General features: G+C 61.8%; 14 protein-coding genes. 2 read left to right on the top strand and 12 right to left on the bottom strand.

The genetic code is table 11. The annotated features are described in order from the left end of the window. Positions 1 to 95: 95 nt before the first annotated feature. The 3 genes from K2Q04_RS12065 to epmA are packed head-to-tail and all read right to left on the bottom strand — an operon-like array spanning position 96 to position 2,698. The gene (locus tag K2Q04_RS12065) at positions 96 to 1,166 is read right to left on the bottom strand and encodes a lysine-2,3-aminomutase-like protein (protein WP_291163847.1); all 1,071 of its coding nucleotides are present in this window, start codon (positions 1,164 to 1,166) and stop codon (positions 96 to 98) included. Continuing rightward, positions 1,163 to 1,639 carry a GFA family protein gene (locus K2Q04_RS12060; RefSeq protein WP_291163845.1) on the bottom strand — a complete coding sequence of 159 codons (477 nt, stop codon included), beginning with the start codon at positions 1,637 to 1,639 and terminating at the stop codon, positions 1,163 to 1,165. The genes K2Q04_RS12065 and K2Q04_RS12060 overlap by 4 nt, the downstream gene beginning before the upstream one ends. 3 nt (positions 1,640 to 1,642) lie before the next feature. Continuing rightward, positions 1,643 to 2,698 (bottom strand): EF-P lysine aminoacylase EpmA, encoded by a 1,056-nt coding sequence (gene epmA / locus K2Q04_RS12055; protein ID WP_291163842.1) that lies wholly within the window; start codon positions 2,696 to 2,698, stop codon positions 1,643 to 1,645. A gap of 149 nt (positions 2,699 to 2,847) precedes the next feature. Between epmA and efp the strand changes: the two genes are divergently transcribed. Beyond that, the gene (gene efp / locus K2Q04_RS12050) at positions 2,848 to 3,417 is read left to right on the top strand and encodes an elongation factor P (protein ID WP_291163839.1); all 570 of its coding nucleotides are present in this window, start codon (positions 2,848 to 2,850) and stop codon (positions 3,415 to 3,417) included. A 24-nt stretch (positions 3,418 to 3,441) separates the two neighbouring features. Here the strand turns inward: efp and K2Q04_RS12045 are convergent, their stop codons facing one another. The 7 genes from K2Q04_RS12045 to K2Q04_RS12015 form a co-directional block, all read right to left on the bottom strand. Next, positions 3,442 to 4,281, bottom strand: coding sequence for a transglutaminase family protein (locus K2Q04_RS12045; RefSeq protein ID WP_291163836.1), 840 nt, complete (start codon positions 4,279 to 4,281; stop codon positions 3,442 to 3,444). A gap of 130 nt (positions 4,282 to 4,411) precedes the next feature. Beyond that, on the bottom strand, positions 4,412 to 5,623 hold the full coding sequence (gene glp / locus K2Q04_RS12040) for a gephyrin-like molybdotransferase Glp (RefSeq protein WP_291163833.1): 1,212 nt from the start codon (positions 5,621 to 5,623) through the stop codon (positions 4,412 to 4,414). A gap of 83 nt (positions 5,624 to 5,706) precedes the next feature. Next, on the bottom strand, positions 5,707 to 6,183 hold the full coding sequence (gene moaC / locus K2Q04_RS12035; RefSeq protein ID WP_291163830.1) for a cyclic pyranopterin monophosphate synthase MoaC: 477 nt from the start codon (positions 6,181 to 6,183) through the stop codon (positions 5,707 to 5,709). Continuing rightward, on the bottom strand, positions 6,180 to 6,983 hold the full coding sequence (gene trpC, locus K2Q04_RS12030; protein WP_291163827.1) for an indole-3-glycerol phosphate synthase TrpC: 804 nt from the start codon (positions 6,981 to 6,983) through the stop codon (positions 6,180 to 6,182). Before trpC ends, moaC begins: the two co-directional genes overlap by 4 nt. A 3-nt stretch (positions 6,984 to 6,986) precedes the next feature. After that, positions 6,987 to 7,985: an anthranilate phosphoribosyltransferase gene (gene trpD, locus K2Q04_RS12025; RefSeq protein WP_291163955.1), complete on the bottom strand. Its 999-nt coding sequence runs from the start codon at positions 7,983 to 7,985 to the stop codon at positions 6,987 to 6,989. Between the two features lie 66 nt (positions 7,986 to 8,051). Further along, the gene (locus tag K2Q04_RS12020) at positions 8,052 to 8,648 is read right to left on the bottom strand and encodes an aminodeoxychorismate/anthranilate synthase component II (protein ID WP_291163824.1); all 597 of its coding nucleotides are present in this window, start codon (positions 8,646 to 8,648) and stop codon (positions 8,052 to 8,054) included. Positions 8,649 to 8,775: 127 nt separating this feature from the next. Further along, on the bottom strand, positions 8,776 to 9,288 hold the full coding sequence (locus K2Q04_RS12015; RefSeq protein ID WP_291163821.1) for a histidine phosphatase family protein: 513 nt from the start codon (positions 9,286 to 9,288) through the stop codon (positions 8,776 to 8,778). A gap of 110 nt (positions 9,289 to 9,398) precedes the next feature. Here K2Q04_RS12015 and K2Q04_RS12010 point away from each other — a divergent pair, with 110 nt between their 5' ends. Beyond that, a complete protein-coding gene (locus K2Q04_RS12010) occupies positions 9,399 to 9,794 on the top strand; it encodes a hypothetical protein (protein ID WP_291163819.1) in 396 nt (131 codons plus the stop codon). Positions 9,795 to 9,809: 15 nt separating this feature from the next. Here K2Q04_RS12010 and trpE read toward each other — a convergent pair whose 3' ends face one another. Next, positions 9,810 to 11,387 (bottom strand): anthranilate synthase component I, encoded by a 1,578-nt coding sequence (gene trpE / locus K2Q04_RS12005; RefSeq protein ID WP_291163816.1) that lies wholly within the window; start codon positions 11,385 to 11,387, stop codon positions 9,810 to 9,812. A 7-nt stretch (positions 11,388 to 11,394) separates the two neighbouring features. After that, on the bottom strand, positions 11,395 to 13,284 hold the full coding sequence (locus K2Q04_RS12000; protein ID WP_291163813.1) for a SurA N-terminal domain-containing protein: 1,890 nt from the start codon (positions 13,282 to 13,284) through the stop codon (positions 11,395 to 11,397). Between the last annotated feature and the right edge of the window lie 93 nt (positions 13,285 to 13,377).

The raw sequence follows: 13,377 nt of genomic DNA, 5'->3' as shown, positions 1-13,377 counted from the left end.
CCTGTTCTGATGCGGCAATCTGGCATCGAAACCGCGAGGCGTCCAATCGAAAGAACTGATTATGGCCGGGCATGGTGCCCGGCGATCTACGGAGATCAGGGCACGCCGGGGGCGGCGCAAGCATCCTCGTAACGGTGATTTCGGCCGTTGCGGTCGGTGAAAATGTCGACGCCGTCGTCCGCCATCGTCGCATGGCGTTCAATTGGGACTTTGCCGTGAGCGCCGGGGAGGTCGAGAACGTAGGTCGGAAGCGCGAGGCCGGAGATGCGCCGGCGCAATTCAGCCATCAAAGCGCGTCCTTCGGCGATGGTCGTTCGAAAGTGCGCGGTGCCTGGCGCGAGATCGCCGTGATGGAGATAGTACGGCTTCACGCGTAACTCGACGAGGCGGCGCATCAGGGCTTCCAGCGTGTCGGCGTTATCGTTGACGCCTTTCAGCAGGACAGTCTGGCTGACTAGCGGAATTCCGGCGTCGACAAGCCGGGCGATGGCGTCGCTCGCGCGGCCTTCGAGTTCGCGCGCGTGGTTCGTGTGAATTCCGACGAAGACGGTTTTGGTGGTCGCTTTCAGTGCAGCGATGAGGTCGTCCGTTATGCGGGTCGGGTCTACAACCGGGACACGCGTATGCCATCGCAAGATTTTGACGTGTGGGATCGCAGACAATGCTGCGGTGACGTCCTCGATGCGGCGGGGCGAGAGGATGAACGGATCACCGCCCGTCAGAATGACTTCCCAGATTTTGGGATTTGCAGCGATGTAGTCGAGAGCCGAAGCAAGGTCGGCTGATGAAAGCGCTTCGCCGTTGCTCGGTCCGACCATTTCGCGGCGGAAGCAGAAGCGGCAATAGACAGGGCAGACGCTCGCGATCTTCAGCAGCACGCGATCTGCATACCGGTGGACGATGCCGGGCGCCGGGCTCTTGAGGTTGTCGCCGATCGGATCGGCTTCTTCGCGCGGATGCGTTTCGAGTTCTTTGGCGCTGGGGATGAACTGGCGTGCAATCGGATCGTTGGGGTCGTTCGTATCGATCAGGTTTGCGATGAAGGGTGTCAGGGCGACGGCATAGCGGGCAGAGACTGTCGTCAGCGCATCGCGGTCGCTTCGCGAGACGAGTTCTGCCGCGATCAGATCGTCAATCGACGTCAGCTTCTTTTCGATGAGCGTCATTTCGGCGGCCAAACATCCGTATCGTGATCCGGGTGCTGATGCGACACGAGCGTCTTCAGGAACGGCGCCGCGTTCGTATCCGCAAGCGTATCGTGCTGCGGAAGGCCCGGAATGGTGTCCGTAAACGGGAGCTTGGCCTCGACGCCCCACTGCACTTTCGGCACGATACTCGCCGGATCATCGAAGGTTCCGATGGCGATCGCGACGCCGTCGGGCGCTTCATAGGTCAGCGGCGTGCCGCAGTTGGCGCAGAAGCCGCGCAACACGGCGTTCGACGACTGGAATTTTGCCGGTGTTCCGCGCGTCCAAACGAGTTTTGCGTCACGTACGCTCACGAGAGGAGCATAAAACGCGCCGAATGCCTTCTGGCACATTCGGCAGTGGCAGACGGACGCGTCGCCGAGTGTTCCTTCGACACGAAAGCGGACTGCTCCGCACTGGCATCCGCCGGTTTTCTCGTCGCTCGTGGTCATCGGTCACTTGCTCCTTTCCGCGTCGGCCATCGGCGTCCAGATCACTTGATCGACGCGCTCGGCACCGGTCGCCAGCATGGCCAAGCGGTCGAAGCCTAGCGCGCAGCCGGAAGCCGGGGGCATTTGGTCGAGAGCTGCGAGGAAATCCTCGTCCAGCGGATAGCGCTCGCCATATATGCGCTCTTTGTCGGCCATCCAGGTTTCGAAGCGGCGACGCTGTTCGGCGGCGTCCGTCAATTCGCCGAAGCCGTTCGCCAACTCGACGCCGCAGACGTACAGCTCGAAGCGCTCGGCAACCGCCGGATCCTCTGCGCTTGGCCGGGCCAGCGCGGCTTCCGTTATCGGATACTCGCACAGGATCTCCGGGCGGTAGAGTCCCAGTCCCGGCTCAATCTTTTCGACCAGTACGCGGCTGAAAATATCCGACCACGTGTCGTCCTCGCCGATGCGAATGCCTTGGGCTTTTGCGAAGTCCGCAAGCTTCGCACGATCAACCGAAGTTGCACTCATTGTCTCGTGCAGCGGAATTTCGGCGAATTGGAAGAACGCCTGATAAAGCGTCGTCCAGTCGTAGCGCTTGGTGATGTCGCACGGCTTGCCGCGATATGACCACTCTGTGCGCCCCGTTGCCTCCGCGGCGATATCGAGGATCGCCTGGCAATCCGCCCACAGCGTCTCGTAGGGCTCGTTCGCCCGGTACCATTCGAGCATGGTGAACTCAGGCGAATGCAGGTTGCCCCGCTCCCGGTTGCGAAAGACTGGCGAGAAAGCAAAAATCTTCGTCTCGCCTGCCGCCAGGAGTTTCTTCATCGCGAACTCGGGCGAGGTGTGGAGATAGAGGTCCCGGCGCGACAGATCGGTTCCGATAAGCTCCGTCCTGAACGCATGAAGGTGTGTCTCGTTGCCGGGGGAAACCTGCAACAGGCCCGGTTCGACTTCGAGGAACCCTTGCGAAAGAAACCAACTCCTTATCGCGGACTTGATCCGGCCCCGGCCAATGAGAAAAGGCCTGCGGTCGGCATGGCGATCAGGTCTCCACCAGGAGGAAAGTTGCGACATGCTGACAAATTGAGGGTTAAGCACAGGGTTGCCGCACTTGGCGGCAACTGACTAAGCGGGTATGAGACGCGACAGAATCCCTGAAGGCTTCCGCCGGCCGGCCGCCCATGTGGCGGCCGTAGCGCATGAATTGAGATCGGAGACGTTACGTGGTGAAGGTTATTGCAAGCTCGGTTCGTAAAGGCAACGTGCTCGATCTCGATGGCAGGCTTGCCGTCGTGATGCATGCTGAAAACATCCATCCGGGCAAGGGCACTCCCGTAACCCACCTCGAAATGCGGCGCATCGCTGACGGCGTGAAGCTCGTCGAGCGTTACCGCACGACCGACCAGGTCGAGCGCGCCTATCTCGATGAAAAGGACTACAATTTCCTCTATGAGGACGATATGGGCTACAACTTCATGCAGCCCGAGACCTTCGACCAGATCACGATCCCTAAGGACGTCGTCGGCGACCAGGGCCAGTGGCTGCAGGAAGGCATGACGTGCCTCGTATCGCTGCATGAAGGCAACCCGATTTCGATCGAGCTGCCGCAGCGCGTGACGTTTGAAATTGTCGAGGCCGACCCCGTCGTCAAGGGCCAGACAGCATCGTCGTCCTATAAGCCCGCGAAGCTTTCGAACGGCGCCCGCGTGATGGTGCCGCCGCACATCGGCGCCGGTACGCGCGTCGTCGTCATGACGGCTGATGGCTCGTACGTCGAACGCGCGAAGGACTAATTCGACGGGCTCGGCCTATAGATATTAGGCCGCGTGAGACGTCAGTTGCTCCGCGCGTTGTGGTGCAACTTCTTCACACACGACTTTGAACTCTCCCAGATAGTGCTGGCCGAACGACGTGATCATGGCCACGTCGGCGGCGTCGCGTCCGCGCGCAATGACCACGCGGCCGGTTCTGGGCGCATTGTGGCGGGCGTCGAACGTCACCCAGTGATGATCGATGTAGGCTTCGAACCAGGCGCTGAAGTCCATCGGTGCGGGGTCGGGTGGCACGCCGATGTCGCCGAGGAAGCCGTTGACGTATGCCGCCGGGATGTTGAGGCAGCGGCAGAAGGCGATGGCGAGATGCGCGAAGTCGCGGCAGACGCCCGTTCCCTCCTTATAGGCTTCGGCTGCCGTGCGTGTTGAGCGGGCGGCCTGATAATCGAACTTGATGTGGTTGTGAACGAATTCGCAGATCGCTTTGACGCGCGCGTATCCGGGGGGAACGTTGCCGAAGAGCTGCCACGCGATCGGCGTCAGTTCGTCGGTCTCACAATAGCGACTGCCGCCCAAATAGTGCATCGCGTAGTTCGGAAGGTCGGGTATCGGAATTTCGCGGGCATTGAGCGGCGTCTCTTCGAGTACGCCGGGATCGCGAACAACGGCACGATAACTGAGCTTCAAAGGACCTGCGGGCGCGACGAGCCGCTGCGTCCGGTTTCCATAGAGATCAAGTCCGCGCTCGATAGGAATGTCCGGAACGTTCAGCGCGTTTTCGTAGATGATATCGCGGCGACGGCTCGGATGAACGTCGAGAAGCAATAGAAGCGGCGTCGGCGCATCAAGCTGCAAACCGATATCGTAACCAACGTGAATAAGCATATACGGCGCCTCGGCCCAACGGATGAGCCCGAAAAACGCGACGCTCGGCTCGAATGTTCCCGAAAGAGATGAAATCGCCCGGATTCGCGGGAATGCAGGTGTCCGATTGGGACGTGTGCCTATTAAAGCATCAGATGTCGAGTTTCAGCACTTTTACCGGTGATCCGAGGGGCTGAGCCGATGCGTTTGCGGGAACCACGACGAGACAGTCCGCACGCTGCAGGGATTTGATCAATCCGCTGTCCTGGCTTTTAAACGGCGTCACCCGGGGCGGTGATTCGCTTACATCCAATAGTCCGCGCATGTAGTGCTCGCGGGGGCCGTTGGCGGGGAGCGGTTCGGCGAGTACGGCATTCACCGCTTGGAATGGGGTTTCTCGCCCGAGCAGCCTACCGACGAGCGGCACGAGAAATACGCGCGCGCAGATGAGAGCGGAAACCGGATTTCCCGGAAGGCCCAGGCAGTGTTGCGTCCTGCCGCCTTGAACGCGCGATCCGAAGAACAGCGGCTTTCCGGGACGCATCGCAATTTTATAGAAATCCAGCTTGGCGCCCGCTTTTTCGAGGGCCGGGCGGACGAGATCGTGATCGCCGACTGACGCGCCTCCGCTCGTCACCAGAATGTCGGCGCCATCGGACGCGGCAATACGTTCGTCGAGAGATGCGAAGGTATCGCGCGCAATTCCGAGAAAGCGGGCCTCGGCGCCTGCGGCTTCCACGACGGCTGCGAGGCCGTAGGCATTGGAAGCGGAGATCTGGCCCGGTCCGAGGGGACTTCCCGGGGGCACAAGTTCGTCACCCGTCGAGAGGATGGCGATGACGGGCTTCCGAACGACCGGAAGCTCGGCATGACCCGAAGACGCGCTGATCAGCACGTCGCGCGCGGTCAGGCATCGTCCTTGTTCAAGAAGAATATCGTTCTTCCTGAAATCTTCGCCTTTGGGTCTGATGTTCGCGCCGCGGGCTGCGGTCTCGCGCACGGTGACCGCCGTTCCCGATGCGCCGACATTCTCCTGAATGACGACCGCGTCGGCGCCTTCGGGCACACGGCCGCCGGTGAAAATGCGCACGGCTTCGCCTTTGCCGAGCGTGCGCGTAAAGGGCCGGCCAGCGCCGGCCTCGCCGATCACGGTGAGGGAAGCGGGAACGCTCGCAACGTCATCCGCACGCACGGCGTAGCCGTCCATCGCTGAAGCATCGAACGGCGGATTGTCGAGTTTCGAAATGATGGGCGACGCAAGCGTGCGCCCTCGCGCCTGGAGCAGACTGACGTTCTCACTCTCGAGAGTTGTCACGACATCCAAAATGCGCTTCAGCGCCTCGGCGACCGGCAGCAGTGACATGGCGTCAGGCGCCTCCGGAATGCGAGTCTTTATTCATCGCGTTTTCTTCACGCGAACCGGTCTTCACTTCGCTTGAAAACGCTTTAGCCGGCACGGTAGGCACCCGACTTGCCGCCGTCCTTCGCGATGAGGCGCACGCCTTCGATGGTCATCGATTTATCGGCAGCTTTGAGCATGTCGTAGAGCGTCAGGCAGGCGACCGATACGGCCGTCAATGCCTCCATCTCGACGCCCGTTTGGCCCGAGACCTTTACCTCCGCCGATACGTGGACACCGGCTGGCTCCTCCGAGAGTTCGAAGTCGACGGTTGCCTTGGTGATCGCGAGCGGATGACAGAGCGGGATGAGTTCATGGGTGCGCTTGGCCGCCATGATGCCGGCGATGCGCGCGGTGCCGATCACGTCGCCCTTCTTCGCCTCGCCCTTCTTGATGAGTTCCAACGTGGCGGGCTGCATCGTGACAAAGCCTTCGGCCACCGCGCGGCGCGCGGTCGTCGCCTTTTCGGACACATCGACCATCCGGGCTTCGCCCTTTTCGTTGATGTGGGAGAGTTTGCTCATGCCACGGCCGCCGGCTGAAGCAAGGCTTTCGTCGCGGCGGTTACATCGGCTTGCCGCATCAGGCTTTCGCCGACCAGGAACGTGCCGACGCCGACTTTGGAGAGGCGCACGATATCGGCGTTCGTGAAGATACCGCTTTCGCCGACGACAATCCTGCCCGCCGGAATTCGGGGCGCGAGCGCTTCGGTCGTCTCGAGCTTCACCTCGAAGGTCTTGAGGTTGCGATTGTTGATGCCGATGAGGCGGCAATCGAGCTTCAGCGCTCGTTCCAATTCCTCCGCGTCGTGGACTTCGGCGATGGCATCCATGCCCCAGTCCTGCGCGGCGGCTGCGAGATCGTGGGCCGTCGCGTCGTCGACCTCTGCGAGGATGATCAAGATGCAGTCCGCTCCCCAGGCGCGGGCCTCGGCAACCTGGTAGGTGTCGATCATGAAGTCCTTGCGCAATACGGGGAGCGACGTCGCTTCGCGCGCTGCCGTCAAAAATTCGGGTGCGCCTTGAAAGGACGGCCGGTCGGTCAGGACCGAAAGGCAAGCGGCGCCGCCTGCTTCATAGGCTTTGGCGAGGGCGGGGGGATCGAAGTCGGCGCGGATCAGGCCTTTCGAGGGCGATGCCTTTTTGATCTCGGCGATCAGTGCAGGCTGCTTATTTTGAAGCTTCGCTTCGATGGCGCCGGCGAACGAGCGCACTTTGGGTGCCGAGCGTGCGTACTCGGCAATGACGCGCAGCGGCTTGAGCGTCTTGGCGCGCGCGACCTCTTCGCGCTTATAGGCGGTGATTTTGTCGAGGATGTCGGCCATCTCTTAAACTCGTTCGTTGGTGACGGCGACCAGCCGGTCGAGCGCGCGTGCGGCGCGGCCGCTATCGATGGACAATTCGGCTTTCGCGATGCCATCCGGCAGCCCGTCGGCCTTGCCGGCGACGATGAGGGCCGCTGCCGCATTCAGAACGACGATGTCGCGATAGGGGCCGGTTTCGCCCTGGAGAAGCGCGTGAATGGCGGCCGCGTTGGTTGCCGCGTCGCCGCCCTTCAGTGCCTCGATATTGCTGCGTGCGAGGCCCGCATCTTCGGGCGTCAGATCGAAGGCAAAGATATCGCCGTCCTTCAATTCGGCGACGTGGGTCACGCCGGTCGTCGTCAGTTCGTCCATGCCGTCGGCGCCGTGGACAACCCACGCATGAGTCGAGCCGAGCTTGCGCAGAACTTCGGCGATCGGTTCGACGAGCTTCCGTTCATAGACGCCAAGGACCTGACGCGTGACACGCGCCGGACTGCAGAGAGGTCCGAGCAGATTGAAGATCGTCCGGAGGCCGAGGTCTGCGCGGATCGGCGCCCAAGTCTTGAATGTCGGATGATAGAGCGGCGCCCAGAGGAAGCCCACTCCGGCGTCGGCGATCGCGCGTGAGACGACGACGGGCGGCACGTCGAGCTTGACGCCGAGTGCCGAAAGAACGTCGGACGCGCCGGAGAGCGAGGTCACGGCCCGGTTGCCATGCTTGGCGACGATCGCCCCGGCTCCGGCCGCAACGAATGTTGCCGCGGTCGAAATATTATAGGTGCCGCTGCTGTCGCCGCCGGTGCCCACAATGTCGATGGCCCCCGGAGGGGCATCGACCGTCGTCATTCGGCCGCGCATGAACTTGGCGGCGCCCGTGATTTCTTCCGTCGTTTCGCCGCGAACGCGAACGCCCATCAGAAACGCGCCCATCGCGACGGGAGGGGCGATGCCGGACATCAGAAGATCGAGCGCCTGCTGCATGCCGTCGTCGCCGAGGGTTTCCCCATCGGCGATACGGTTCATGAGTTGCTTCAGTTCGCGGGCCGGATTGGCAACGGTTGTGGTGGTTGTCACGGTGCTTGTCACGGTTCAGGCCGCCTTACGGCTTTTCGGCGTGAAGCCCGCAAGCGAAAGGAAATTGGCGAGGAGCGCGTGACCCTGCTCGGAGGCGATGCTTTCAGGATGGAACTGAACGCCGTGGACGGGGTGCGTCTTGTGCTGCAGCCCCATGATAATTCCATCGTCGGTTTCGGCCGTGACTTCCAGGCAGTCGGGAAGCGTCGCGCGGTCGACGATGAGCGAATGATAGCGCGTGATCTCGAAGCGTTTCGGCAGGTCCTTGAAGATGCCTTTGCCGGTGTTGGAAATCGTCGACAGTTTGCCGTGCATCGGAGCTGGGGCGCGAACGACGTTGCCGCCGTAGGCTTGTCCGATCGCCTGATGGCCGAGGCAGACGCCAAGCAGCGGGATCGTGGGACCGGCCTTCTTGATGAGGTCGAGGCAGACGCCCGCTTCGTTTGGCGTGCACGGGCCCGGCGACAGGACGATCGCTTGCGGCTTCTTCGCGAGCACTTCGTCGGCTGAAACCTTGTCGTTGCGAATGACGACGCTTTCGGCGCCCAGTTCACCCAGATAATGGACGAGATTGTAGGTGAAGCTATCGTAGTTATCGATCAGGATCAGCATATTGGCCCTTAGTCTGCCGGCGCGTTCATAGCGGACAACGCCCTTCTAGCAGACCCCAGACGCACCGCGACACGGAAAATATGGCCCCCAGACGGCTTGTTTCAACGCGGGACGGCGTTTCGGCGTTTCAGCTGCGGTCGCGCGGGGTGATAAAGGCCTCGAGGTGACCCGAGGCCGGCGTCAAATCGCGCCAGGTGACTTGCGGGAAGGTAAAGGTCGCGAGCGCGGCGGTCGGAAACTTATCTTCCAGACGCGATATCGACTTGGCGTCGCCAGTGCCCGCCAGCATCAGGGCGAGGCCGTGCATTCCCGGGTTGTGACCGATCATCAATACGCGTTTGATGCCGACGGGGACGGTCTTCAGGCGGGCTAATAAAGTGTCCGGGCCCGTTAGATACAACTGATCGTCGAACGTGACTTCGGCGTCTTTGACGGATGAAGAGATCAGCGACAGCGTCTCGCGGGTCCGCTTGGCGGGGGAGCAAAGGATCTGCTCGGGGGCGAAATGGAGTTCTTTCAGAACGCCTCCCATGACCGGCGCGGCGGCGCGCCCCCGGTCATTCAAGGCGCGGTCGAAATCGTCGATGTCCTTCGCGTCCCAGCTTGATTTCGCGTGGCGGAGGAGGGCAAGAGAAAGCATTGCGGCCTTGGGCTGGCGTTGCGGGACAAGGGGACCTTACAGCAGGTCATCGATGCCGTTAAGCGATAGGCCATAGATTCGCGCTGGCGCGATGACAAGGTCCATCCGCAATGGATTATCTACTGGCGCCGTTTTTTTGGATTCTTGCCCTTCTCATCAGCATCGTCTGGTGGGTTTTCACGCAACTTCTTTGGATCGTGCTGTGGCTGCTGCTGCCGGTGGCGGTCGTGGCGTTCATTGCGCTGCGTGTCGCCGAGCGGGTTCTCGGTCAGGAGACGGTCCGAGCGTGGGTGAAGGCGCGCAGTCAGAAATACGGGGTCGCGGCATCGAAACGTATACAGCGCGCGGCGTTCGCGCTCGGTGTCTTGCCGATCCGTGTGCTCTTCTGGTTACCGATCTACGCAGTTTGGCACAGTGTCATCAGCCTTCTGTGGCGGCCGAAATGGTCGCCATGGCAGCGGGCATGGGCAAAGCGCTGGCGCGCCGAGACGACGAAGGTTCGCTGAGCGGCGCCCGCCGCTTTACGATCGAGGGACGTTGGATGAGCGTGAGGCGAAGCGAACGGCTTCTTCGGCGGCGCGCACCACGGCTTTCGCCTTATTGATGCATTCCTGCTGTTCGTTTTCGGGGATGCTGTCGTGCACGATGCCAGCTCCCGCCTGCACATGGATCATGCCGTCCTTCAGGATCGCCGTGCGCAGAACGATGCAGGTGTCCATCTCGCCATTCGCCGAGAAATAACCGACGCAGCCCGCATATGGGCCGCGTTTCGCCTTTTCGAATTCGGCGATGATCTCCATGGCGCGCACCTTCGGCGCACCCGACACTGTTCCCGCGGGGAAGCCCGCCATCAGTGCGTCGATTGCATCGTGATTCTTTTCATCGAGCTTGCCGATCACATTCGAAACGATGTGCATGACGTGGCTGTAGCGCTCGATGACGAATTTATCGGTGACCGTGACGCTGCCGGGTTCCGAGACGCGTCCGACGTCGTTGCGGCCGAGGTCGAGCAGCATCAGATGCTCGGAGCGCTCCTTGGGATCGGCGAGGAGCTTGGCGGCCAACGCCTTGTCTTCCGCGTCGGTTGCGCCGCGCGGCGCGGTACCGGCGATGGGTCGGATGGTGACGACGCCGTCGCGGGCGCGGACGAGAATCTCGGGCGACGATCCGACGAGCTGGAAGTTGCCGAAATCGAGGTGGAACAGAAACGGCGACGGATTGAGCCGCCGCAACGCGCGATAAAGCGCGAATGAGGGAAGCGCAAACGGCGCGGAGAAACGCTGCGAAAGGACGACCTGAAAGATGTCGCCGGCTTTGATGTACTCCTTCGCCTTCGTGACCATCGCCATGTAGTCGGCGGGCGTGGTGTTCGATTGCGGCTCGGGGAGTGCAAGGGTTGGCTGAGGCGCTGAAGAGGCGAGCGGCAGCGGCGTCTCGAGAGCCTGGATAGCCTTCTCGATGCGCGCGAGCGCTTCGCCGTAGGCGTCGGCGGCGGAGACGTTCTCTCGCGGCCGGACCGGCGTCACGAGCGTCATCTCATCCTTGACGTTGTCGAAGATGAGCATCAGCGTCGGCCGGATCAGGATGGCGTCCGGAACGCCGAGAGCGTCCGGTTTCATCTCGGGCAGTTTTTCGATCAGCCGAACCGTGTCGTAGCCCATATAGCCGAAGATGCCGGCCGCCATCGGCGGCAAGGCCTCGGGCAGAGAAATCGCGCTATCGGCCAGAAGCTTGCGCAGCGATTCCAGCGCCGGGCTGTCGTCGAGCGCGAACGCATCGGGACTGGCGTCCGGAGTTCGATTGATTTCCGCCGTGTTGCCGTTCGCTCTCCAGATCAGGTCCGGCGCGAAGCCGATGACGGAGTAGCGTCCGCGCGCGGACCCGCCTTCGACCGATTCCAACAGGAAGCTCATGGCGCGACGCTCGCCGAGCTTCAGGTAGGCGGACACCGGCGTTTCGAGATCTGCGATGAGGCGCGTCCAGACGACCTGGGCCGTGCCGTCACCGTAGACTTTTGCGAACTGATCGATCGCGGGGAAGATATCCGCTCGTGTCGTGTCAGAATTGGCCGATGCCGGCGCTGCCGTTGAGGCGGTCACGTTGCTCTCACTCTTCGCTGAGGCCGAGAGCGGCATTCATTTCCGCCGTATTCACCGTGGTGCCGAGGCGCTTTTTGAGGGCCTCCGCATATTCGATCAGCGTCTGGTTCGCGAGCTCGGCATTGAGCTGACGCATCAACTGATCCGTTTCGGTGAGAGAGGCTTCGGGCGCCGCGATGACATCGGCGACGCGGTAGACGACCGCCGTAGTCTGGTCGGGCGAAGGACCATGGCCTGCTTTGCCCTTAGGCAGTGCGAACGCCTGTGCGACGACCGCTTCCGAAAGACTCTGAGGAATGGTCTTGCGCGTCAGCGGGTCGGTCTTCTCGACCTTGTTTTTCGCTTCGGCTTCGAGCGCCGTCATCGGCTCACCGGCGTTGACGCGTTCAACGAGCTTCTTGGCCAGCTCTTCGAGCAGGCGGTGACGCTCAGACGCGATGTAGTTGTCCTTTACCTGAGCCTTGACCGCGTCGAACGGCTTCTGCTTCGGGGCATCGTTGGAAAGGACGTTGACCCAGGCATATCCACCGTCCGAAAGCTCGATCGCCGAGTCGTCGGTGCTGCTGTCGGGAGCGAATGCGCGGGTGACGATCTTGCGGAGGTCGGGCGTTTCCATCACGGGCTTGCCCTCCGGCGAGAGGCCGGTTGCGTCCGTTGCCGGGATTTCCTTGAAGGTGAGCTTCGACGCCTCCGCGATCTCGGTCAATGTTTTGCCTGCGATGCGGTTGTCCTCGACTTCGTCGTGTTTGTTCTGCAGTTCGGACTTGGCTTTTTCAGTCGCGAGCTTATCGCGCACCTGATCCTTGACGTCGGCCAGTGTGCGATTGATGCCCGGATCGATCTGCGTGACGCGCAGGATGACCGTCGCGAAGCGGCCTTCGACGACGTCGGAATATTTGTCCTTTTCGAGCGAGAAGGCGACGTCCGCGATCTTCGGGTCGATCAGGGATTTCTTCGTCACCAGTCCGAGATCGACGTCGGTATCCTTGGCGCCGGCTTCCTTGGCTACGTCGCCGAAGGACTTCTTGCCGTCGCGGAGATCTTTCAGGGCCGCTTCCGCCGTCGCCTTGTCCTTGAAGGCGATCTGCTGAATGCGCCGCTCCTCGGGCTTGTTGTAGGTGTCCTTCGTCGCTTCGTAGGACTTCGCAATCTCTTCGTCGGTGATCGTGACGTGGTTCTTCAAGTCATCGACGCTGAGCGTCAGCACCTGCACCTTGCGGTACTCAGGCGTCATGTATTTCGCCTGGTCCTTGTCGTAGAGCTCCTTGAGCTTCTCGTCCGACGCATCGGCGACCGTGATAGCGTCCGGATCGATCTTGACCCATTCGATGACGCGCTTCTCGTCATTGTATGCGTGCATGAGGTCGAAGAGCGGTTTCGGCACGGTCTGGCCCGTCACGAACGATCTTATGATCGCGGCTCTCAGTTCATCCTTGCGGCGAAGGTTCAGGAAGCCGCGTTCGGTCATGCCGATCTGGCGAAGCAGGGCGTCGAAATTCTGCTTCGAGAATTTGCCGTCGATCTGGAAGTCGGGATCGGACTGGATGCCTTCGACGAGCGTCTGGTCGGACAGGGCGAGACCTAGCTGCTCGCCATGCGCCTCGACCGCTGCGCCGCTGATGAGCTGGGCCAAAACCTGTTTGTCGAGACCGAACGCGCGGCCCTGCTCAGCGGTGATTCGCTGGCGAGCCTGCTGCGAAACGCGGTCGAGTTCGTTCTGGTAGGCGCGGCGAAACTCTTCATCCGAGATGGCGGTGTTGCCCACATGGGCCACGGCTCCACGGCCCCAGCCGCGGAACACGTCATGGACGCCCCAGATGCCGAAGCTCAGCACGAGCAATCCGAACAGCAGCTTGGCGACCCGCGTCTGGGCGCCGCGTCTTAGAGCTTCGAGCATAGATAAAGACGTCCCGTTGATGGAAGCGTGACGCTGCCGCGGGAGGGCGTAAGGTCAACGAGCTTCGGATGACGAACCACCCCGCGAACGGGG

It is taken from the genome of Hyphomicrobium sp. (genome assembly GCF_019753045.1).
Lineage (GTDB): Bacteria > Pseudomonadota > Alphaproteobacteria > Rhizobiales > Hyphomicrobiaceae > Hyphomicrobium_B.
The sequence above is the reverse complement of the archived record's forward strand: the minus strand, read 5'-3'. Positions and strand labels throughout refer to the sequence as shown.